Source organism: Acinetobacter sp. YH12116, assembly GCF_013418895.1.
Classification (GTDB): Bacteria; Pseudomonadota; Gammaproteobacteria; order Pseudomonadales; family Moraxellaceae; genus Acinetobacter; species Acinetobacter indicus.
Map to the genome: position 1 here is coordinate 23,907 of NZ_VPBE01000003.1, position 21,306 is coordinate 45,212.

Annotated in this window: 18 protein-coding genes and 1 pseudogene; 12 read left to right on the top strand and 7 right to left on the bottom strand. The window is 45.3% G+C overall.

The features are described from left to right. The first annotated feature begins 121 nt into the window (after positions 1 to 121). From gltB to FTU54_RS02765, 6 genes are all read left to right on the top strand, one after another. Entirely contained in the window at positions 122 to 4,597 is a 4,476-nt protein-coding gene (gene gltB / locus FTU54_RS02740) for a glutamate synthase large subunit (protein WP_180074402.1), read from the top strand. Between the two features lie 73 nt (positions 4,598 to 4,670). After that, complete coding sequence (locus FTU54_RS02745) at positions 4,671 to 6,092, top strand: FAD-dependent oxidoreductase (protein ID WP_104483916.1); 1,422 nt, start codon at positions 4,671 to 4,673, stop codon at positions 6,090 to 6,092. A gap of 240 nt (positions 6,093 to 6,332) precedes the next feature. Beyond that, the gene (locus FTU54_RS02750) at positions 6,333 to 7,217 is read left to right on the top strand and encodes a metal-dependent hydrolase (RefSeq protein WP_180074403.1); all 885 of its coding nucleotides are present in this window, start codon (positions 6,333 to 6,335) and stop codon (positions 7,215 to 7,217) included. 165 nt (positions 7,218 to 7,382) lie between these two features. Then, positions 7,383 to 7,973 carry a LemA family protein gene (locus tag FTU54_RS02755; protein ID WP_005180484.1) on the top strand — a complete coding sequence of 197 codons (591 nt, stop codon included), beginning with the start codon at positions 7,383 to 7,385 and terminating at the stop codon, positions 7,971 to 7,973. A gap of 26 nt (positions 7,974 to 7,999) precedes the next feature. Further along, the gene (locus FTU54_RS02760) at positions 8,000 to 9,064 is read left to right on the top strand and encodes a YgcG family protein (RefSeq protein ID WP_180074404.1); all 1,065 of its coding nucleotides are present in this window, start codon (positions 8,000 to 8,002) and stop codon (positions 9,062 to 9,064) included. After that, positions 9,058 to 9,618: a TPM domain-containing protein gene (locus FTU54_RS02765; protein ID WP_180074405.1), complete on the top strand. Its 561-nt coding sequence runs from the start codon at positions 9,058 to 9,060 to the stop codon at positions 9,616 to 9,618. The genes FTU54_RS02760 and FTU54_RS02765 overlap by 7 nt, the downstream gene beginning before the upstream one ends. A 679-nt stretch (positions 9,619 to 10,297) precedes the next feature. On the opposite strand, the pseudogene FTU54_RS02770 reads toward FTU54_RS02765, so the two are convergent. After that, positions 10,298 to 10,400, bottom strand: a pseudogene (locus tag FTU54_RS02770) (prepilin-type N-terminal cleavage/methylation domain-containing protein); the annotation flags it as partial. A gap of 338 nt (positions 10,401 to 10,738) precedes the next feature. Here FTU54_RS02770 and FTU54_RS02775 point away from each other — a divergent pair. Next, on the top strand, positions 10,739 to 12,379 hold the full coding sequence (locus FTU54_RS02775; RefSeq protein WP_180074406.1) for a PglL family O-oligosaccharyltransferase: 1,641 nt from the start codon (positions 10,739 to 10,741) through the stop codon (positions 12,377 to 12,379). A 111-nt stretch (positions 12,380 to 12,490) separates the two neighbouring features. Here the strand turns inward: FTU54_RS02775 and bfr are convergent, their stop codons facing one another. From bfr to gmk, 6 genes are all read right to left on the bottom strand, one after another. Beyond that, a complete protein-coding gene (gene bfr / locus FTU54_RS02780) occupies positions 12,491 to 12,955 on the bottom strand; it encodes a bacterioferritin (RefSeq protein WP_005180468.1) in 465 nt (154 codons plus the stop codon). A 226-nt stretch (positions 12,956 to 13,181) separates the two neighbouring features. Continuing rightward, positions 13,182 to 13,376 carry a bacterioferritin-associated ferredoxin gene (locus FTU54_RS02785; RefSeq protein ID WP_034597991.1) on the bottom strand — a complete coding sequence of 65 codons (195 nt, stop codon included), beginning with the start codon at positions 13,374 to 13,376 and terminating at the stop codon, positions 13,182 to 13,184. A 154-nt stretch (positions 13,377 to 13,530) separates the two neighbouring features. Continuing rightward, positions 13,531 to 13,914, bottom strand: a complete 384-nt coding sequence (locus tag FTU54_RS02790) for a RidA family protein (protein ID WP_005180461.1) — start codon at positions 13,912 to 13,914, stop codon at positions 13,531 to 13,533. A gap of 70 nt (positions 13,915 to 13,984) precedes the next feature. Further along, entirely contained in the window at positions 13,985 to 16,084 is a 2,100-nt protein-coding gene (locus tag FTU54_RS02795; RefSeq protein ID WP_075174935.1) for a bifunctional (p)ppGpp synthetase/guanosine-3',5'-bis(diphosphate) 3'-pyrophosphohydrolase, read from the bottom strand. Between the two features lie 223 nt (positions 16,085 to 16,307). Next, positions 16,308 to 16,589, bottom strand: a complete 282-nt coding sequence (rpoZ, locus tag FTU54_RS02800) for a DNA-directed RNA polymerase subunit omega (protein WP_005013174.1) — start codon at positions 16,587 to 16,589, stop codon at positions 16,308 to 16,310. Positions 16,590 to 16,665: 76 nt separating this feature from the next. After that, positions 16,666 to 17,289, bottom strand: coding sequence for a guanylate kinase (gene gmk / locus FTU54_RS02805; RefSeq protein WP_180074407.1), 624 nt, complete (start codon positions 17,287 to 17,289; stop codon positions 16,666 to 16,668). A 135-nt stretch (positions 17,290 to 17,424) separates the two neighbouring features. Here gmk and ispH point away from each other — a divergent pair, with 135 nt between their 5' ends. The 5 genes from ispH to FTU54_RS02830 all read left to right on the top strand — a co-directional run bounded on the left by ispH (position 17,425) and on the right by FTU54_RS02830 (position 21,292). Beyond that, positions 17,425 to 18,375: a 4-hydroxy-3-methylbut-2-enyl diphosphate reductase gene (gene ispH, locus FTU54_RS02810; protein WP_045795274.1), complete on the top strand. Its 951-nt coding sequence runs from the start codon at positions 17,425 to 17,427 to the stop codon at positions 18,373 to 18,375. A gap of 163 nt (positions 18,376 to 18,538) precedes the next feature. Next, positions 18,539 to 19,090: a Tfp pilus assembly protein FimT/FimU gene (locus FTU54_RS02815; RefSeq protein ID WP_180074408.1), complete on the top strand. Its 552-nt coding sequence runs from the start codon at positions 18,539 to 18,541 to the stop codon at positions 19,088 to 19,090. Then, positions 19,090 to 19,608: a type IV pilus modification protein PilV gene (pilV, locus tag FTU54_RS02820; RefSeq protein ID WP_075167874.1), complete on the top strand. Its 519-nt coding sequence runs from the start codon at positions 19,090 to 19,092 to the stop codon at positions 19,606 to 19,608. Before FTU54_RS02815 ends, pilV begins: the two co-directional genes overlap by 1 nt. Beyond that, complete coding sequence (locus FTU54_RS02825; RefSeq protein ID WP_180074409.1) at positions 19,605 to 20,546, top strand: PilW family protein; 942 nt, start codon at positions 19,605 to 19,607, stop codon at positions 20,544 to 20,546. Before pilV ends, FTU54_RS02825 begins: the two co-directional genes overlap by 4 nt. Before the next feature lie 5 nt (positions 20,547 to 20,551). Next, positions 20,552 to 21,292 carry a hypothetical protein gene (locus FTU54_RS02830; protein ID WP_257223790.1) on the top strand — a complete coding sequence of 247 codons (741 nt, stop codon included), beginning with the start codon at positions 20,552 to 20,554 and terminating at the stop codon, positions 21,290 to 21,292. Positions 21,293 to 21,306: the final 14 nt, after the last annotated feature.

The window sequence follows — 21,306 nt, forward strand, 5'->3', positions numbered from 1 at the left end:
GCCAGGAGAAATGAACTTGCTCAACATGGATCTTAAGCTAAGTCAGTCGGACCAGGTCGCAAAAGAAAGTAGATTGTTAATGCCCAGCAAGGGCGCGTTGAAAGAAGGGTACGCTATGCACATGCCATCGCCTAATACTGTAGCTCCCGCTCAAGGTTTATACCAACCGGATGAGTTTAAAGATAACTGTGGTTTCGGTTTAATCGCCCATATGCAGGGTGATGCAAGCCATGATCTCGTCAAGACCGCCATTCATAGTTTGAGTTGTATGACCCACCGTGGTGGTATTGCCGCAGATGGCAAGACGGGCGATGGTTGCGGTCTATTGCTTGCCATGCCAAAGCAGTTCTTCCGTGAAGAAGCCAAACGCTTAAGTGACATTACCTTAAGTGAAGTGTTTGCTGTGGGCACCATTTTCCTGAGCCTCGATCCGGCCTTAGCTGCGCATGCCAAACAGACATTGACCAAAGAAATTGAAGCAGAAGGCTGTAAAGTCATTGCCTGGCGTGTAGTGCCAACCAATAACGATGCCTTAGGCTCAATTGCCATGCAGTCTTTGCCTGCCTTTGAACAGGTCATCGTGAACTGCCCGATTGGCGTGACTGAAGTTGAATTTAACCGTAAATTATTTTTGGCGCGTCGCCGTGCCGAGCAGCAACTCAGCAATGATCCGTATTTCTATGTGACCACTTTATGTTCAACTGTGATCAGCTATAAAGGTCTGATGATGCCAGCTGCGATTGCTGACTTCTATACCGACCTGGCTGATGAGCGTTTAGCGTCCCATATTGTGGTATTCCACCAGCGTTTCTCGACCAATACCTTGCCGCGCTGGCCGCTGGCGCAGCCATTCCGTTATCTGGCGCACAATGGTGAAATTAACACCATTACTGCAAACCGTAACTGGGCGCTGGCACGTACCCCTAAATTTGAAAACCCGTTGTTGCCGGGCTTAACCGAGCTGAATCCAATTGTGAACCGTACCGGTTCAGATTCATCCAGCCTGGACAATATGCTGGAAATTCTGGTGGGTGGCGGTATGGATCTGTTCCGTGCGCTGCGTATGCTGGTACCACCAGCCTGGCAGAACGTGGAAACCCTGGATGCAGACCTGCGTGCCTTCTATGAATTTAACTCGAAACACATGGAAGCCTGGGATGGTCCGGCAGGTCTGGTGATTCAGGATGGTCGTCATGCCATCTGTATGTTGGACCGTAACGGTTTACGTCCGGCACGCTGGGTCATCACCAAAAATGGTTACATCACCTTGGCTTCTGAAATTGGGGTTTGGGGTTATGAACCGGAAGAGGTGGTGTCGAAAGGCCGTGTCGGTCCGGGTCAGATTCTGGTGGTCGATACCATGACCGGCAAAGTGCTGGACACCAGTAATGTAAACCAGCATCTGAAAAAAATGCGTCCTTATCGTGAATGGTTACGTGAAAATTCAATTCGCGTTCAAGGCAGCCCGGAATTAGAAGAATATTTATGTGATCAGGGCTTAAAAGGCGATGGCCTGAAAGCGGCACAGAAAATGTTTATGGTCACTTTTGAAGAGCGTGACCAGTTGCTGCGTCCAATTGCAGAAAGCGGTCAGGAAGCCGTTGGCTCGATGGGCGATGATACCCCAATGGCCGTGTTGTCGCGTCAGGTGCGTCATGTATCGGACTATTTCCGTCAGCAGTTTGCGCAGGTCACTAACCCGCCAATCGACCCGTTACGTGAATCAATTGTGATGTCACTGGAAACCTGTCTGGGCCGTGAGCAAAACGTATTTGAACAGGGACCGGAACATGCTGATCGTCTGATCATTTCCAGCCCGGTGCTGTCAAACTCGAAAATGCACCAGATTCGTACTTTAGGACGTAAAGGCTATGAAATTGCCGATATCGACCTGAACTATGCTGAAACAGAAGGTCTGGAAGCGGCAATCACGCGTATTTGCGAGCAGTCTGCGCAAGCGATTCGTGATGGCAAAACCTTGCTGGTGCTTTCCGACAAGAAAATCCGTGAAGGCTATCTGCCGGCCAATGCAGTGATGGTGACTGGTGCGGTGCATCACCACCTGATTAATACCGGTTTGCGTACCGATGCCAACCTGATTGTGGAAACCGGTTTTGCCCGTGATCCGCATCAATTTGCAGTGTTGCTTGGTTTTGGTGCAACCGCGATCTATCCATATCTGGCTTATGATGTGATCAATGATCTGGTCGCTAAAGGTGAATTGCTCGGTGATCCGGTCTATGCACAATCGAACTTCCGTAAAGGGATTGAAAAAGGCCTGCTGAAAGTCCTGTCAAAAATGGGTATTTCAACCGTTGCTTCGTATCGTGGCGGTCAGCTGTTTGAAGCGGTCGGTTTATCTGCCGAAGTAGTGAATACCTGCTTTAGCGGTGTACCAAGCCGTATTCAGGGCGCGACTTTTGTTGATCTGGAAAATGACCAGAAAAAACTGGCCGATACCGCGTGGAAAGCGCGTAAGCCAATTGATCAGGGCGGTTTGCTGAAATTCGTATTTGGCAAGGAATATCATGCCTTTAACCCGGATGTGATCAACTCCTTACACAAGGCGGTACGTTCAGGCAATTATGCCGATTTCAAAGAATACGCCGAGATTGTGAATAACCGTCCAATCGCGACCATTCGTGATTTATTCAAACTGAAAACAGACAATTCGATTCCACTGGAACAGGTGGAATCGGTTGAAGAGATTTTACCGCGCTTCGACTCTGCCGGGATGTCTTTAGGGGCGTTATCACCTGAAGCGCACGAAGCAATTGCGATTGCCATGAACACGATTGGTGGTCGTTCGAACTCGGGTGAGGGCGGTGAAGATCCAGCGCGTTACGGCACCATCCGTAACTCGAAAATCAAACAAATTGCATCGGGCCGTTTTGGTGTGACGCCTGCTTACTTAACTTCAGCAGAAGTCCTCCAGATTAAAGTCGCGCAAGGTGCAAAACCAGGTGAAGGTGGCCAGTTGCCGGGCGGTAAAGTCAACGGACTCATTGCACGTTTACGTTACTCTGTACCGGGCGTAACCTTAATTTCGCCGCCGCCGCATCACGACATTTACTCGATTGAAGATTTATCACAGTTGATCTTCGATTTAAAACAGGTGAACCCACAGGCGATGGTGTCGGTGAAACTTGTTTCTGAGCCAGGTGTCGGCACGATTGCGGCCGGTGTTGCGAAAGCGTATGCCGATTTCATTACCATTTCTGGTTATGATGGCGGTACAGCGGCTTCGCCACTTTCTTCTATTCACCATGCCGGTTCTCCGTGGGAGCTCGGTCTGTCTGAAGCACATCAGGCACTGCGTGTGAATGACCTGCGTGGTAAAGTTCGCGTACAAACCGATGGTGGTTTAAAAACCGGTCTGGACGTGGTGAAAGCGGCCATCCTCGGTGCTGAAAGCTTCGGTTTTGGTTCTACCCCAATGATTGCTTTAGGTTGTAAATACCTGCGCATCTGTCACCTGAACAACTGTGCGACCGGTGTAGCGACGCAGCAGGATCACTTGCGTCAGGAACACTATATTGGTGAACCGCAAATGCTGATCAACTTCTTCACCTTTATTGCTGAAGAAACCCGTGAATGGCTGGCGGCGCTGGGTGTATCCAGTCTGAAAGACCTGATTGGTCGTACAGACTTGCTGGAAATCCTGCCGGGTGAAACCGACAAGCATGCCCATCTGGATTTAAGTGCCTTGCTGGAATCGCATCCTGCCGCGGAAGGGAAGGCGCAGTACTGTGAAGTACAGGGCAATGAGCCGTTCGATAAAGGCGTATTGGCTGAGCAGATGGTTAGCGAGATGCTGCCAGCCATTGAAGCCGGTACCGGTGGTGAATTTAATTACACCATTGGCAACTGTGACCGTTCAATCGGTGCGCGTATTTCCGGTGAAATTGCCCGCCGTTATGGCAACCTCGGTATGGAAGCCCATCCGGTGAAAATGAACCTGACCGGTACCGCAGGTCAATCGCTGGGTGTCTGGAATGCTGGTGGTTTACACATCAAGCTGGAAGGCGATGCCAACGATTACGTCGGTAAAGGTATGGCTGGTGGTCGTCTGTCGATCTTCCCGCCAAAAGGTTCGCCGTTCCAGACTCAGAATACCGCGATTATTGGGAACACCTGTCTGTACGGTGCCACTGGCGGTAAACTGTTTGCAGCCGGAACTGCAGGTGAGCGTTTCGCGGTGCGTAACTCGGGTGCCTTTGCTGTGATTGAAGGCGCAGGCGATCACTGCTGTGAATACATGACCGGTGGTATCGTGACCGTGCTGGGTAAAGTCGGACACAACTTTGGTGCCGGGATGACAGGTGGTTTTGCTTATGTACTTGATTTGGACAATGACTTCGTTGACCATTACAACCATGAGCTGATCGAGTTAAACCGTATTTCTACAGAGTCGATGGAAGAACACAAAGAGTTCTTGTCACGTATCTTAGATGAGCATATTCAAGAAACGGGTAGTGCCTGGGCGTACAAGATCCGCCATGAGTTTGATTACTACAGCCGCAAGTTCTGGCTGGTAAAACCAAAAGCAGCCAACTTGCTGACTTTGTTAAAGACAACTCAAGCTGATCCTCAATAATTCCACGACTGCAGAAATGAAGCCAGATGCAAGGCAACTGTGAATCCCTTGCATCTAGCCACGGAGTAAAGACATGGCAGAACGCCTAAGTAATGACTTTCAATTCCTGGATGTTGCACGCCAAGACCCAGAGAAAAAAGAGATTGACGTCCGCAAATCTGAGTTTGTGGAAATTTATAAGCCATTTACCGCAGAAGTGGCGACCAACCAGACCCATCGCTGTTTAGGCTGTGGTAACCCGTACTGTGAATGGAAGTGTCCGGTACATAACTACATTCCAAACTGGTTAAAACTGGTTTCAGAAGGCCGTATTTTCCAGGCGGCAGAACTGTGCCATCAGACCAATACCTTGCCAGAAGTCTGTGGCCGCGTTTGTCCGCAAGACCGTTTGTGTGAAGGTGCCTGTACCTTAAATGATGGCTTTGGTGCCGTGACCATCGGAAATGCAGAAAAATACATCAATGATACTGCATTTGCGCTGGGCTGGCGTCCAGACATGTCGCATGTCAAATGGACCGATAAAAAAGTCGCGATTATTGGTGCGGGCCCGGCAGGTCTGGGTTGTGCCGATATTCTGGTGCGTAATGGTGTAAAACCGGTGGTGTTTGACAAGCGTCCGGAAATTGGTGGTCTGCTGACTTTTGGTATTCCAGAATTCAAGATGGAAAAAGATGTGATGAAACGCCGCCGTGAAATTTTCACCGGTATGGGCGTAGAATTCCGTTTAAATACCGAAATTGGTACAGATGTCACCATTGACCAGTTACTGGCTGATTATGATGCTGTCTTCATGGGCATGGGTACTTATACCTATATGAAAGGTGGTTTTGCCGGTGAAGACCTAGATGGTGTGTATGATGCACTGGATTTCCTGATTGCCAACGTCAACCGTTGTCAGGGTTGGGAAAAAGATCCATCGGAATACATCTCAGTCGAAGGCAAAAAAGTGATTGTCCTGGGTGGTGGTGATACCGCGATGGACTGTAACCGCACCTCAATCCGTCAGGGTGCCGAGTCGGTGACCTGTGCCTATCGCCGTGATGAAGCCAATATGCCGGGTTCACGTCGTGAAGTGACCAATGCGCGTGAAGAAGGCGTGGAATTCCAGTTTAACCGTCAGCCAATTGAAATTGTGGGTGAAAATGGCAAAGTTACGGGGGTAAAAGTGGTGACCACTCAACTGGGTGAACCAGACAGCCGTGGCCGTCGCAGCCCTGAACCAATTCCGGGTTCAGAAGAAATTCTGCCGGCAGATGCAGTATTGTTGGCCTTTGGTTTCCGTACCAGCCCAGCCGACTGGTTTGCCGATGTGAACATCAACCTGGATGGTTCAGGTCGTGTCGTGGCTGCAGAACAGCAGGAATTTAAATTCCAGACTTCAAACCCGAAAATTTTCGCCGGTGGTGATATGGTGCGTGGCTCTGATTTAGTCGTGACTGCAATCTGGGAAGGTCGTCAGGCAGCAGAAGGCATTCTGGATTATCTGGATGTCTGATTCACGCTGAATTCATTCAAGAAGCCCGCTTTTAGAGCGGGTTTTTTAATCACTTTGGTTTTAGAATCGGTAGGTGAAGATGAAAAAGAGACAAGGGCTGCTAGCAAATTCGCTGTAAACACACTTTATGCAACAGGTCATTTTGAAGTTTTTTGCAAATTGAATCGGTCTTTTTGCCATAGGGGAAAAGTGATTTTGTTCACATACTGAGCGTCTCCAAAACAAGAAAGGTCAGTAACCATGACGCAAGTGACGGCAGAAAAATCTTATCTTCATCGTCCGAAAGCCATTGGGATCACGGTTCGCCGGCTCAAATTTAATCCTCATGCCATCCGCCGGCATTATTTTGCCAATTCGCCGGTGATGTCGCATCTGCTTACCGCCTTATCTTCCACTTTTCCCATTGGTGAGCAGTTTTTTGTGCATAGCGTGCGCAATGTACGCGATCAGGTTCAGGATCCGCAGTTGCAGGCACAAATTGCTGCATTTATCGGGCAAGAGGCGATGCATTCCAAGGCGCATAGTGAATTTAACAACGCCTGGCGCCGTGATGATTATCAGCTGGATCGTTTTCAGGCCTGGCTGGCGCGTAAAGATCATCATGTCAAAAGTCTGCCACCCAAAGTGCAACTGGCGATTACCTGTGCCTTTGAACATTTTACTGCGCTACTGGGCGGTTATATCCTGCGTCATCCGGAAGTGTTGAGTACGCTGGATGATGATGCGGCCAAGCTGTGGATCTGGCATGCGATTGAAGAAATTGAACATCGAGCGGTGGCGTTTGAGGTATATCAGCATGTGTATGCCGATCATCGCCTGCGCCGTATGATCATGCGCAGTGTGACTGCCGGTTTTGCCAGTCTGACTTTTTATAGCGCTTCACAGCTGTTTTTACAGGACAAGAAAAACAGTATGCCGAAAATCTGCGGTAATCTGTTTGGCCTGTATTTGCTGGCGAAAATGCTGCTGCAGCTATTGCCGGAATATCTGTCTTATTACCGGAAAGATTTCCATCCGGCCAAAATCAATTACAGTCGCAGCCTTAGATACTGGAAGCAGCGCATGGCAACGCAGTATCAGGTTGAAGGTTTCCAGCAGGAACAACAGCCACAATTACTCAGTTAATTCAAACAGATGTTGGATAACTAATCGAAACCAGGCCGATTATGTGTCTGGTTTTTTCATGCGTGTATGTTTTCCAAGTGATAAATAAAATTAACAAAACTGGGCTAAAATACCGTTAGAATCAAATTATTGAACAAATACAAATAAATAATTAGAGGATAAGGCATGAACTTAATGAAAAAAACACTGCTGATGCTGGCACTCAGCAGCAGCTTGACCCTGAGTGGCTGTGGCTATAACACCTTGCAGGTCAAAGATGAAGCTGTGACCGCTGCCTGGTCGGAAGTACAAAACCAGTATCAGCGCCGTGCCGATCTGGTGCCGAACCTGGTCAATGTGGTGAAAGGCTATGCCGCGCATGAAGAGCAGGTGCTGACTGAAGTGACCCAGGCACGTGCCAATGTGGCCGGCTTAAAAGTCGATCAGGCGGTGCTGGAAGATCCGGCACTGTTCCAGCGCTATCAGGAAGCGCAAGCGCAAATGACCGGCGCGTTATCGCGTTTAATCGCGGTATCAGAAAATTATCCGGATTTAAAAGCCAATCAGCAGTTCCGGGATTTGCAGGTACAGCTTGAGGGCACCGAAAACCGTATTGCGGTGGCACGTAATCGTTATATCACCACAGTGCAGGACTTTAATGCCTATTCACGCCAGTTCCCGCAGGTGATGACTGCAAAAGTGATTGGTATGGACACCAAGCCAAACTTTAGTGCCGATCAAAACGCACAAACTGCACCAACCGTGTCGTTTGAATAATCCCACGCCCCAAGGAGCCGCGGATCATGCCTGATTCAATTACTGCTCTCATCCGGTGGATACTGCACAGCCTGCTGTTGTGCTGTGCGCTATTGCTCAGTTCACTCAGTCTGGCGGACACCGCTGCCACTGGTTCGGCAGATGATCTGGCGGCAGCGCGTATCATTCAGGAACAGCAACGTGCGGCCAATGCTCGTCATCAGAGTCAGGCAACCGCTGCATCCGAGGCAAGTGTTGAACAACCGGTGATTGCCAATGATATGGCAGAAGGTGAGTCCATCCGTGGCTTACCGACTTTAAATGAACCAGTAATTGATCAGGCCAATTTACTGAGTGCAGCGCAGAAACAGGCGATTAGCCAGCGGATTTTAGCGCTGCATCAGCAGGGTAAAGCACAAATTGGGGTGGTGATTGTCCCGACCACCGGTCAGGAGGATATTTTTGATTTTGCCATGCGCGTTGCAGAACGCTGGCAGTTGGGCTCGGCCAAATATGACAATGGCTTGCTAATTGCAATTGCGGTGAATGATCGCCGTATTCAGATTCTGACCGGTTATGGTTTGGAAGGGGTATTACCCGATATTGTGCTGGGCCGGATTATCAACAACCAGATCACGCCATATTTTAAACAGGCGCAATATGCCAGCGGTATTGAAGCCGGTCTGGCCGAAATTGAACGTATTTTGAATATGGACCCGGAAGTAGCGGCTAATGCTGCCAAAGAGCTGCAAGAACGCCAGCAACAGGCCTTACGTGAGCAGCAGGCACGGGAAAAAACTTTTAATACAGTAATTTTTATTTTAATTGCCGGGGTGATTGGCTCTTATATTGTCGGTAAACGTCTCAGCGCCTCAACCGCTGCGGTGGCGGCTACTGTAGCGGGGCTGGTCAATGGTGTGGGTATATTTACCAGTCTGTTGATGGGACTTGGGATTTTCTTTTTACTCATTACCGCACTGGCCCAAGCGATTTTTCATATTTTCCTGGCCTCGGCCGGTCGTGGCGGTGGAGGCGGCGGCTTTGGTGGTGGCGGTGGATATAGCGGCGGAGGCGGCGGCTTCGGCGGGGGAGGAGCATCAGGATCATGGTAACCACAACAGATACAACTGAAATAATTACCCAGCCGAAAACTCAGGAGCTGAGCCAACCCAGTTTAAAGCGCTGGTTTAAGCACTTTTTTTATATGCCGGCCACCAAACGCTTTTTTAACCAGCAGGATCAGTATGCAATTGCGCAAGCGGTCACAGAAGCCGAGCATGGCCATATTGGCGAAATTCAGGTCGTGATTGAGGGCTGTCTGCCTTCGCGTTTGGCTTATTATCAGGATGCGCGTACCCGCGCACGGCAGCTGTTTGCTGAGCTGGGTGTTTGGGATACGGAATATAACAGTGGTGTACTGCTGTATTTAAACTTGTGTGAGCGTAAAGTCGAGATTGTGATTGATCGGGGCATTAAGCATGCTACCGAGCAGCAGGTCTGGGATGAAGTCTGCCAAAGCGTTATTCGAAATCTGGCTCAGCAGAAGTTTAAAGAAGGTGTCATTGAGGGTGTGAAGCAGATTGGAGAAGTACTAGATCAGTACTACGATCGCAAAATAGATGATTTAAAGAATGAATTGGGGAATAAACCGATTATATTGGGGTGATTTTATAAATTAATTTACTGTGTTCGAGTGAACTGTATACGATTTTAGAGCACTTAAAAGCCAATAAATGAAGCGCTTTTAGCAAAGGTCTTTGCCATTAATAGTGATACAGTGGTACTGGAGGCTGGATGTAAATGTGGTTCGATTAAGAAAAGCTGTTATATTTCACTGGTAGAAGCGATTGAGTAGGCTGCACAGCAAGTAGGGCAAAATCCTTTCACTTACACATTAGGTTGAAAAAGCAAAAAATGAAACTAAAGTGGTTAAAAATGATTATGAGCAGTTAAAAAAGATTATGAAAAAATTGTAATTCGCTGTTATTAGGGAATTTTAAGTTTAAAAAACGCATCTATAAAGATGCGTTTTTAAAAATTTAATGATTATTCACCTTCACCTTCACCTTCACCTTCACCTTCACCTTCACCTGCACCTGCACCACCAGTTAAAACACATTTACCTGTAGCAACTGTACAAGATACACCTGTAGAATTACCTTTGTTGATAGCTGCTGTGATTGTTGTAGCCCCTGCTGCTGCTTCATTAATTGTACATTTTCCAGCAATATTAAAGTTTGCAACAGCAGGTTGCGCTGTTACTTCATCGGGATCATTTTCCCAAAGAATAAATTGGCTTGTATAATTTTTAGTTGAAGTTAGACAAGATTGATCAACAGCACGTTTAGTGTAGTTTTGATAAGCAGGAATCGCAATTGCAGCCAAAATACCGATAATAGCGACCACAATCATCAGCTCGATTAATGTAAAGCCTTTTTGAGCGTTCATAACATTCTCCACAAATGTTTTGTTAATTTAATTATAAGCTTTGTAAGCTAATTTATAGTTTGCACAAACTATGCCAAACTATGTTAGCGACTTATTCTACAAGAAATCAATACTTTGCTTATATATAAATTAGAGTAAAATTTTTTTCATGTAAATATATGTAAGGAACTGACGTAAATTGTCAGTTTTTTAGTTTTTTTATTGTTTCTAGAATAAGGGAGAAGTTCATTAGAAATATTAATATCACTGCAAAATTACAATCGCTAAATAATTAAATAGTGGCTTTCTCAGCTGCTTTTTTGATTATCATAGCTCATCTTTTTCTCAACTCTTGCAGCATGAAATTCTTCCTCTTGCTTCTAGCCGGTATCTTCATCTCCCTAGCATGGCTATTGCCCATTCACTACCGTCCGTGGGTTACCTATACAGGCGAACTTTATGCCTTTTTTGCACTATTCGCTTTGGCGGCTATTTTCCTAAAAGAAAAACTGACTCTTCCAAAAATAAGCCTGCCTTTGCTGGCCTTAGCCGCTGTCCCATTTATCCAATGGGCTTGTGGTTTGCTATTCTTTTTTGATAAAGCCCTATTTAGCAGCCTGTATATCTTTGGTTTTTGGCTGGCGATTGTATTGGGTTATAACCTGACCGTAGATGCTGCGCAGCGAGAAAAAATATTTACAGGTTTAAGTTTTGTCTTTTTAGGTGTCGGCACCCTAACCGGTCTTATGGCCATATGCCAATGGCTGACCATCGACCAGTATTTCCCGTTTATGGTCGATATTCGTACCGGCCAGCGTCCCTATGCCAACTTTGCCCAGCCAAATAATATGGCGACCTTTCTGGTCATGTCCTTAATGGCCTGTTTATATCTGTATGAAAAACAGAAACTGAAAACAGCACTTTTGGTTGCAACTGGTTTGGTCATCTTAAGCGGGGTGGTGCTAAGTCAATCGCGGACCTCTTGGGTCGCCTCGCTGTGTATTCTGGCTTATCTTGGCTATCAGCAATATCAAGGCTATATCCGCCTGAAATGGTTCTATAGCGCGCTCTGGTTTGCCACTTTTGTCGGTTTAATCTTTATTGCACCTTCCGTAAGTCAGCTACTCTCTCAAAGCACAGATATAGCGGTACAGTCTCGTGATGTGGTACAGCGCGCTACCGGTGATATGTCACGATTGGCAATCTGGGAGCAAATGCTGCATGCAATAGGTCATCAGCCCTGGTTTGGTTATGGCTGGCATCAGACTAGTGTCGCTTACACGACGATTAGTGAATTTTTCCAGGGACCGGTATGGATTCGTAGCGCCCACAATGTCGTACTCGATCTACTGCTCTGGAATGGTCTGCTGATTGGCCTGCCATTGTTGGCTTATCTGGCCTATTGGGGTTATCAGCTGCATCGGCAGGTGAATTCAACTATTTCGGTGATTGGCCTGTTGATGCTCGGTGCCTTCCTGATTCATGCCATGCTGGAATTCCCGCAGAACTATGCTTATTTTCTGCTCCCCACCGGTTTTATCTTGGGGATTGTACAATCACAACGTCTAGGTGCTGGCGTGCAGTTATCGCCAATATTCATGCGCGTTGGCTTTGGCGTGGGCTTAGTCCTGCTGCTGCTAATTTATCGTGATTATGAAGTGATGGTGCCAAAGCTAAATCAATCGGTGCGTTATGAAAAGACACCGGAAAAAATCACCAATCAGGATCAGATTTATCTGCTCGAGGAGTTTAACCGCCGCATTGCCTGGATTCGTCTGAATCCGTATAGCCAGCAAAGCCCGGAGCAATTACAGCAGATTCATGAGATTGTATTGAATTATCCAACCCAGTATGACCTACTTAAATATGCCCGGGTGCTGGCATTTAATGGCTATGAAGCCGAAGCCAAACAGCAGTTGGAGCTGTTAAAGACTTTGCGCAAGGTCGAGGTGGATTATGACAGCCTGCTGGATGGGGCAGAAATCAGCAAAGAGCCGTAAATTATCTTCTGATTTTTAAGGCTGCTGTTTGGGATTTGAAGCACATTGCTCAATCCATAAAAAAGACCGGACTTCCGGTCTTTTTTATGCAGTTAATCTTTTTAATTGAGCTTAGAGCTGACTTTGAATATAGTTTTCAATACCGACAGATTCAGTTAAATCCAGTTGCGTGGTTGCCCAGTCCAGATATTCTTCTTCTTTTTCCAGAATTTCCTGAACCAGATCGCGGGTTACATAATCCATTTCCTGTTCAGCCAAAACGACGGCTTTCTGAATGGCTTCAATATTTTCTTTGACTTTACGGACATCACAGTTCAGCACTTCAACGGTGTGTTGACCAATATACAGTTTGCCCAAATGTTGCAGATTCGGCAGACCTTCTAGAAATAAAATCCGCTCGATAATTTTATCGGCATGTTTCATTTGACGAATTGATTCTTTATATTCCGCCGAACCGAGTTGCTCAATGCCCCAGTCATTAAACATGCGCGAATGTAAAAAATACTGGTTAATAGCGGTTAAATGATGATACAGCACCTGATTCAGCTGATTAATCACCTCACGATTGCCTTTCATTGCACTACTCCATCTCACAATTTCTGCCCTAAACAGTTTTAAGGCAATCTAGAGCTTTATCTTAAACAAGATGATGCAGGATGGCGAGTAATTTATTGAACGGCAAATGAAAATCGTCATCAATGCGATTCGGCAGCAATGCCCGGTCAGGCAATAAAAACCCGCCTGAGTCAGAAGCGGGGGAGGAGAGTCGGCCCACGGACCGAAGGATTTATTCTTATTGGAATTAGGCAGCTACTGCGAGACGGCCAGCAAGTTCGGCCACCTCATCGCTAATAATGGCACGTGCTTCAGGGGCACAGCGGCCACAGCAGGTTCCCAGATCCAGCAGGTCACGAATTTCACGATAGCTTTCAGCACCATTCGCTACGGCGTCTTTAATGTCTTGATCTGTAATACCACGGCACAAGCAAACGTACATTGATACAACCATGAAGAATTAAATAAGATAAGTGTTATTATTGATAATTATTATCGTTTGTCAATAAAAATCATTTGAAAATTCATTTGTTGTGATTGGGTTTTTGAATAAAAAAATACCATCTTATCGATGGTATCTTTTTTGTACAGCTAAGTTATTGATTAATAATTACTACGCCATCCATTTCAACCAGTGCACCTTTTGGCAGGCTGGCCACACCTAAAGCGGCACGTGCTGGATATGGCTGGGCAAAATATTCACCCATAATCTGGTTCACCAACTGGAAATTGGATAAATCGGTCAGGTAGATATTGAGTTTGGCAATATCAGCCAGCGTGCCACCTGCGGCTTCACAAACGGCTTTCAGGTTGTCAAAAACACGGCGGATTTGTGCTTCAATGCCTTCAACCAGTTCCATGCTGTAAGGATCAAGGCCAATCTGTCCTGACAGGTACACGGTATTGCCAACTAAAATGGCTTGAGAGTATGTACCAATGGCAGCAGGCGCATTTTCAGTATGGATCACTTGGCGGGACATCGATTTCTCCTTTTATAAGTATGGACAGCATAAACGATAGCCGGGCAGGCCCGGGACTATCGTATCATGATTAACAGGCTTTGGATGTTTCGGCAATATTGGGTGGCAGTTCCAGACGGATAATCCGCGGGAAACCGAAATGCATACGCAGGTCGCGAATAATCTGGGCAATCTGTTTACGGTTATTTACCACAATATTGACATAGGTCTTGGCATCGTGGCTACGGACCATTTCCACCCCGGTCTTGGCTTTACGGCATTGATAGATCAGGTCAGAAATCTGCTCATCATTCATTTCAATATCAATGCATAAATAGGCGGTGAAACTGACGTCATCGACGTCATCCGAGTTCCACTGTAGCGGCATGATATTTTCCGGATGCAGATGCTGTTCATGCAGCAGGTTATGGCAACGCGCACGATGCACAATTAAACCCCGGCGGGATAAATGGCCCTGAATCGGATCACCAAGTACCGGATTACAGCAATGCGCATATTTAACATCAATGCCTTCGGTGCCCTGAATCAGACGATCCGAAACTTCCGAGCTGCTGTCCTGTGAATAAAGATGGTTGGCCACCAGTTGTGGTAACAGGTCACCGACTGCAATCTGTTCGAACAGGCGTTCTTTACTGTCGATATGACGCCATTGCAACAGGTTAATCCAGTCGTCTTCAGTTAAATCTTTAATCGAACAGTTAAACAGTTTTAAGGCACGGTTAAGGGCCTGCTCACCGACCAGACGCTGCTCGTCAATATCCTGATCACGCAGAATGTTTTGCAGGGCACGGCGCGCTTTCTGGGTATTAATAAAGCTGAGCCAGTCCGGGTTTGGTGTCGCTAAAACATCGGTAATCACTTCCACCACCTGGCCGCTGGTCAGCGGAGTAGAGAGCGGTTTGATTTCTCCATTAATTTTCGCACCGACCGCATGGTTACCGAGGAACAGGCTGGCCGAATAGGCAAAATCAACTGCGGTAGCGCCTTGCGGTAATTCATGCAGATGGCCATGCGGAGTATAAACCCAGATTTTTTCCTGATGCAGATAATCCAGCAGCTCGCTAAAGGTGGTTTTGGCACAGGCGCCATCAATCAGCACGTTCAGGTTTTGCATCGAGGCCTGAATCGCCGAGCGACAGGCTTGTGGTGCATTTTCACCGAGAACCACACCAAAACGCGCGGCTTTACGCATCAGCTCGGTTTGAATGGTTAAGGATAAGGTGGTTTCTTCACCTTTCAGGCGCAGCATCAGTGACTGGTTGCCACCTGGTAAGGGACGGCGAATATGATCGGCAAAATGCAGCACCTGAAAATGTTCACGTAAAATATCGGCTAAGCGGTCACAGTCGGCAATGCTTTGCAGAATAATTTCAAAGGCGTGGCTGTGGGTCAGCTCTTGCAGGTCGATGTCGTTTTTAACAAAATAACGGAGCAGTTCGATATTGTTATTTTTCTTTTTAATCCGGCCGCTAATTTGATGATATTGCAGTAGCTCGGCCAGGTTCTTTTCCCATTTGGCCTGATATTCACAGCGTTTCGGCTTGGTTTCTAGCAGGGCGGCCTGAACATTGTTGAACATATCTAGGTCAAGATTCTGGTAGCATAGATGTTCCAGGTTGTCGGCCATTTCATTCATACCGACAATACGCGCCATCGGCACAAAAATATCAAAGGTTTCCTGGGCAATGCGGGCGCGTTTATCTGGACGCAAGGCATCCAGCGTGGTCATATTGTGATAGCGGTCAGCCAGTTTAATAATGATCACACGCGGGTCTTGCAGGGTCGCTTGCAGGATTTTACGGAAGGACGCGGCTTTATTGTATTCTTTATCGCTGGAATGGCTGAGTTTGGTCACGCCATCGACCAGTTCGGCCACGGTCCGGCCAAATTTTTCGGTAATATCTTCTTTGCTAAATTCGGTATCTTCAATCACATCATGCAGCAGCGCCGCCATCAGGGTTTCGGCATCCAGACGCATATGCGCCAGAATGCAGCTGACCGCAATCGGATGCAGAATATAAGGCTCGCCGCTTTTACGGGTTACGCCATCATGCGCCAGATCGGCATAGTCACAGGCCGCAAGCACGCGCTCGCTATCGCTTTCACTCAAGTAAGCGTCGATAATCATATTTAGTTGCTGTTTGGCTTGGCTGACCTCTGCGCCTGGCATATACCACCTTTAACTACAATGCTCGTAACAATCACAAAAACTGATCTTCTAATGAAAAACATATTGCATGACTTGTCAATTTTTTTCACCGAAAATATCGAAATAAAAGCTCGTTGTAATTACGAGTTCCGATGCTTATGTTATAACGGTTATTGCGCAAATATTAAAGTTCAAATAATAAAAAAGCCTAGTAAAAAACTAGGCTTTTTCAGGATGTATTTTCTTATTGGAAAGAAAAACCATCTAAATTCAAGTTATTTGCTGAAAGTGCAAGGTCAAGGCTAGAGGCTTGGTAGTCCTGATCGCGTTGTTTCAAAATGTCTTTAGAAACGTGGCCTTCTGCAATTTCACGTAAAGCAACAACGGTAGGTTTGTCGTTGTCCCACTCAACGGTAGGTTCAATTCCTTGACGTGCCAATTGACGCGCGCGTTTGCTTGCCACTAGTACAAGCTCAAAGCGGTTGTCTACATGGTCTAAACAATCTTCAACGGTGACGCGTGCCATAAGAGTTCTCGTTTGAATGGTAAATTTAAACAGACTGTGCAGTATAAGGTGCTTTGCCTGAAGACTCAAGTTTTAATCAGGGTGCTGTAGGGGTAATCAGCTTCTGGATTAGCTCCTGATGACGATTGGTCTGCTGGCTTAACACCAGGCGGTTGGCAATAATCACGGCTTCTAAATCATGCAGCGCTTTATTGAAGTCATCATTGATAATCACATAGTCAAAGTTGACATATTGCTGCATATCTTCTACTGCACAGCTTAAGCGATGTTCAATCACATCGACAGCATCGGTGCCGCGATTGGACAGGCGTTGACGCAAGTCAAACTGGCTTGGCGGTAAAATAAAAATCTGTTTCGATTCAGGAAAAAGTTTGCGCACCTGCTGCGCACCTTGCCAGTCAATTTCCAGCAGGACATCGTGACCTTTGGCCAGTTGCTCTTTGACCGTGGCTTGGGCTGTTCCATAATAATTGCCAAAGACTTCGGCATATTCAATAAAACCGCCTTGTTGCACCAGGTCGATAAAATCCTGTTTCTGGGTGAAATGGTAATGAACGCCGTCCAGTTCGCCAGGACGTTGACCACGGGTCGTGTGGGAAACAGAAACGTGCAGATTGTTAACACGTTCAAGCAGGGCTTTAACAAGGGATGTTTTGCCTGTTCCTGAAGCTGCAGAAACGACAAACAAGAGACCCGACATGATATTTTTCCTGATATGATAAAATATCTTCTCTATTTTAGAGCAGAGCTGGCTTAAACAAAATAGTTAAGCATCTATTTGTTTGCATTAATTTCGCATCTGTCTGCAAAAGTTGAAATGAATATCGAGGGTTCTATGGAAATTGTATTGGCTAATCCACGTGGTTTTTGTGCGGGTGTGGACCGTGCAATTGCGATTGTGAATCGTGCCCTTGAATGCTTTAATCCACCAATTTATGTGCGTCATGAAGTGGTGCATAACAAGTTTGTGGTCGATGATTTACGTCAGCGCGGTGCGATTTTTGTAGATGAGCTGGATGAAGTACCAGACGATAATATCGTGATTTTTAGTGCGCATGGCGTATCAAAAGCCGTTCAGCAGGAAGCGGAACGCCGTGGCCTGAAAGTGTTTGATGCCACCTGTCCGCTGGTGACCAAGGTGCATATTGAAGTGACCAAATATGCCCGTGAAGGGGTCGAGGCGATTTTAATTGGACATGAAGGCCATCCTGAAGTGGAAGGCACTATGGGTCAATATGACAAGAAAAATGGTGGTGAAATTTATCTGGTGGAAGATGAAGAAGATGTCGCGGCTTTAAGCGTGCGTCATCCTGAAAAAGTCGCATTTGTTACGCAAACCACGCTGTCGATTGATGATACCGCCAAAGTGATTGATGCCTTGCGCCAGAAATTCCCGCAGATTCAGGGACCGCGTAAAGATGATATCTGTTATGCCACCCAGAACCGTCAGGATGCGGTGCGTGATTTAGCCAGTCAGTGTGATGTGGTGCTGGTGGTCGGGTCACCAAACTCGTCGAATTCGAACCGTTTACGTGAACTGGCCGAACGCATGGGTAAACAGGCGTATCTGGTCGATAATGCCGATCAGTTGGATCAGGCCTGGTTTAATCCTGAAACGAAAATTGGTGTCACTGCTGGCGCGTCTGCTCCAGAAATTTTAATTAAACAGGTGATTCAGCGTTTGCAGGACTGGGGGGCAACCGCCCCTGCCGAGCTTGCCGGTCGTGAAGAGAACATTACCTTTAGTTTACCGAAAGAGTTACGTATTCCTGTAACTCAGGCTTAAACTGAGAAATAGATAACAGTCTAATTTTTCTTTTAAAAATAAGCAGATGATTGTGATATGACAGTCATCTGCTTTTTTATGCCTTTTATCTGTTCTGTGTAGGTTTTGTAACTTTAATAAGTATGATTTTAACTGGGCCAACATTTTTGCCTAGGGGGAGAGCATGCGAAAAAGTCAGGGATTTACCTTAATTGAGTTGATGGTCACGATTGCAGTACTGGCGATTGTGGCGATGATAGCGGCGCCTAGCATGATGCAATTAATATATAAAAAACAGTTGGAGACCGAGGCAAGAGATTTGGCGATGACTCTGTCAAATGTTAGAGGGACAGCGGTTTCACTTCGAAAAAATATTTCTTTGGAATTTAAGAATCAAGAAAATATCGGTGATAAGTTTCATTGGTGGACTACTAGACCAACTATACATGTGCTTGCTAAAGGGGTGCCAGAAGGCATTACTTTTACACCAACAGGTTTGGCGCAAAAACGTATAACATCGATTCGTAAATTGGAAAAATTAAACCCGAATTTTAACGATGAAATTCCTGAAGATCCATTGACTAATCCGAAAAAAATTATCGAATGGGATGATACCGAAGATTTAGTCTTTGAAGTTTGTCATGAAAAGTTAACAGAAATTAAATCTATAAAAATTTTTAAAAGTGGCGTGATTGACAGAATGCAAAGTAAGCCATTAATTGGGGATTGTAAGTGATGAAAAATCAAAGGGGTGTGGGTTTGATGGAAGTACTTGTTTCTCTTGTGATTTTAGCTATAGCTGTTTTAGGCTTTGCAGCTTTGCAATTTAGGGCACTTGATGCTGTGCAAGAGGCAAATGATCGAACCACAGCAATGACACTTGCAAGAGATCTCGCCGAAAAAATTCGCGTAAATAGAACTCAGCTCAGTAAATATAAATCTGAAATTAATGCTCCTGGAAATGCGACTACTAAAAATTGCATAAGAGCGGATAGTAGTGATGCTTCTATTACAAATACACCTATGTGTACACAAGTTGAGATGGCAATTTTTGATGCTGGTCAAATATTAGGTGTGGCTAAACAAAAGAATATGACAGTTATTATTAATGATTGCCAAGGAGGGGATCGTCAATGTGTTTATGTCGCTTGGGGAGATACAACAATTACTGCAACTAGTCAGGCAAATTGCATGGTGGAAGGCGTATATGTTGCAGGTGCTAAATGCTTGGTGATGGAGGCATATGGATCATGAATAATCAAAGAGGATTCACGTTAATAGAATTAATGATTGCTTTGGTTTTAGGTTCACTTATCGTTGCGGCATCAATACAAGTTTTTATTAATGCAAATCAGAGTCTAGCCTTTCAACAAAGTAGTGCGAATATTCAAAATAGTGGATTATTTGGGATGGATTACATTGTTAGAGATTTACGTCGTGCGAACATAGATTCAAATAGTGCAGCTATGACAGTAGATACATTGCATGGTGGTGTTGTTTTTAATAATACAAATATAAGTAAAGTAACAATGACAAATGGTGAAGCCGTCAATGCTTTGTTGACTAAATCTTCTATTGGTCCTAGTAATTTTAAAAACCTTAAGAGTGATCAAATTGTAATTCAATATAAAAATACTATTGGTAGTCAATATAACTGTGAAGGTGTAAAGGTTTTACCTAATCAATTTGTTGTACAACGCTACTTTTTAAAGGAAGAAAAAGTTCCTGCAGCTGATAATCAGTATAGACCTCTTTCGTTGCGTTGCAAAGCAACTGTATATACAGGCGATTCTGTTACAAGTTTAAATTTATCGGGGGATGGTGAAATGCTGATTCCAAATGTAGAGCATTTTCGAGTGCTATTGGGTATCGCAAGGGATAATGAAATTAAAAATGCAGCTGGAGTGGTTACCAAAGCGAAAGATGGTGTAATGGATGAATTTCTTTATGTTTCACCATTGGAATATGCGAAGTTATCAGATAAACCACAGATTGTATCTATACAACTCGGTATTTTGGTTCGCTCACCTGAAACTGTAGCGAATGGTACAGAGTTGACCAAATTTACGGTGTTAGATTTGGAAAATAAAGAGTTATTAACAGATCCAGATAAAAGTAAGTATTTACGTCAAGTTATTACCCAAACTGTCGCTTTACGCAATGGTTTTGGTGTGAAAAATCAGGCGGAGTGAGCATGATGAAGAATAAACAGACAGGGAATACTTTAATTTTTGTTTTAGTCATGCTTTTGCTCATCACTATTATTGGTACTTGGGCTATTCGTGGAGCAATAACGTCACTTAATATCACAACGAATGCGCAGGCTCAATCTTTATTAGTACAAAATTCGGATGCTGTTTTTTTTCAATTAGAAGCCTATACAGATGATGCACTTAAAATTGCTGAATTGCAGCTTGATAATGGCATGATTGGTTTTGTGAATAAGCCTGAAAATAAAGGTAAAGAACTAGTTTATTGTCTACGCAAAACTGAATCTGGTGACAAATATAATTTAGGTAAAGCTAGTATTGTGTATTGGGAAGGTTCTACCATTCGTAAAAATGATTTGGGGCAAGATGGTTACTGTAAGACTGGGAAAAGTGAGGATTATATATCGGACAGAAATGCAGTAATAACCCGTGTTGGAGTTCGGTCCAGCTTAGAAAACAGAAAAGATTGGACTCACATGTATGATGGATCCGACTCTGAAACCTATGGTGGAAAAGATATAGGGACTATTATTGTAAGTGCGATTTCCTATTTGCCTAATTTATCAACATCAGAAGATTCAAAGATAGATGCCTGTGTCATGAATTACCCAAGTTTTAATGTGGTAGTAAATGGAGTGACTCAAAAAAGTGTTATTGATTGTCTAGCTGATTTAAATGTTCCTTATAGTGCCCAGGAAATGGAATATCAGCTTCGACAAGTGAATTAAGGCGGGGAAATTAA